Annotated in this window: 1 protein-coding gene; it reads right to left on the bottom strand. The window is 79.7% G+C overall.

The genetic code is table 11. From position 1 onward, the window contains the following. A partial coding sequence (locus ACFXA3_RS42345; protein WP_385196836.1) for a [protein-PII] uridylyltransferase occupies positions 1–1,468 on the bottom strand: 1,468 nt, incomplete at its 3' end. Between the last annotated feature and the right edge of the window lie 83 nt (positions 1,469–1,551).

Here is a 1,551-nt window from a genome sequence, read left to right on the forward strand (position 1 = left end):
GGGGGGGGGCGTCCCCGCCCGGGCGCGGCCCCCCCCCCCCCCCCGCGGCGGCGCGGGCCGGGGGGGGGCCGCGCCCGGCGCGGCCCGCCCGGGGGGGGGCCCCCCCCCCCCCCCCCACCGCGTGGTCCCCGGGCCAGCCCTTGCCGATGTCGTGCAGGAGGGCGGCCATCAGCAGCAGGTCGGGGCGGCCGACCCGGCGGGTCAGGGCCGAGGCGCGGACCGCCGTCTCGACCAGGTGCCGGTCCACGGTCCAGGTGTGCACGGGGTTGCGCTGCGGGCGGCACCGCACGCGTTCCCAGTCCGGCAGCAGCCGGGTGATCAGGCCCTCCGCCTCCAGGGCCTCCCAGACGGCGACCGTGGGCTCCCCTGCCCCGAGCAGGGTCACCAGCTGCTCGCGCGCCTCGGCGGGCCACGGCACGGGCAGGGGCTTGGCCTGCGCCGCGAGCCGCCGTACGGCGTGCAGGGACACCGGCAGACCCGCCTGTGCGGCCGCGGCGCCGAACCGCAGGGGCAGCACCGGGTCGCGGTCGGGCCGGGCGGCCAGGGCCAGGACGGCCTCGCCCTCGGACTCCACGACGCCTTCGGCCAGCGGCGCCCGCTCGGCGGCGGCCCCCCGGGATCCGAGCAGCCCGCGCAGCCTCGGCCGGGCCGCCCGGGCCCGCAGGACCCGCCCGACCTCCCGCCAGGTGACGTCGCCGGCGTACGCGACGACCCGCGCGGCCTCGTACACCTCGCGCAGCAGCGCGTCGGCGTCGAGCAGGCCCAGCTGCGCGGCGACCTGGTCCTGCTCCTGGAGCGCGAGCCGGTCGGTGGCCCGGCCCGTCACCAGGTGCAGGGCGTCGCGCGCGTCCAGCAGGCGGCGGCGGGCCTCGGCCAGCCCCTCGCGCGGGGCGTCGGCCAGCCAGGACGCGGCGACCGCCCGCAGTGCGGTGGCGTCGCGGAGCCCGCCGCGGGCCTCCTTGAGGTCGGGTTCCAGCAGGAAGCGCAGCTCCCCGGCCTGCTCGGCCCGCTCCCGGCACAGGGAGTGCAGCTGCGGGAGCCGCCTCGCGGCCTGGTTGCGCCAGTCGGCCAGGACCGAGGTGCGCAGGCCCGCGAGGAGGCCGGCGTCGCCCGCGACCGGCCGGGCGTCGAGCAGCCCCAGGTGCACCTTGAGGTCCTCGCCGGCGGTCTTGCGGGCTTCGGCCGGGGTCCGCACCGAGTGGTCGAGGGCGACGCCCAGGTCCCACACGGGGTACCAGAGGCGGTCGGCCAGGGCGCTCAGGGCCCGCGGCTCGGCCTTGCCGTCGTGGAGCAGCAGCAGGTCGAGGTCGCTGCGCGGGGAGAGTTCGGCGCGCCCGTAGCCGCCGACGGCGACGAGGGCGGCGCCGCGCACCCCGGTCTCGCGCTGGGCCGCGGCGAACAGGGCGGTCAGCCAGTCGTCGGTCAGTGCGGCCAGCGCGGAACGCCGCGAAGGCCCGGACCGCGACAACTACTTGTTGGTTGGCATCCCGGGCCCGGCGTTACCCCTGGGTACCGCGGCGGACGGTTGACCGGGATCACCGGGGGGTTTGT

Origin of the sequence: Streptomyces sp. NPDC059456 (assembly GCF_042750055.1) — a bacterium.
Lineage (GTDB): Bacteria > Actinomycetota > Actinomycetes > Streptomycetales > Streptomycetaceae > Streptomyces.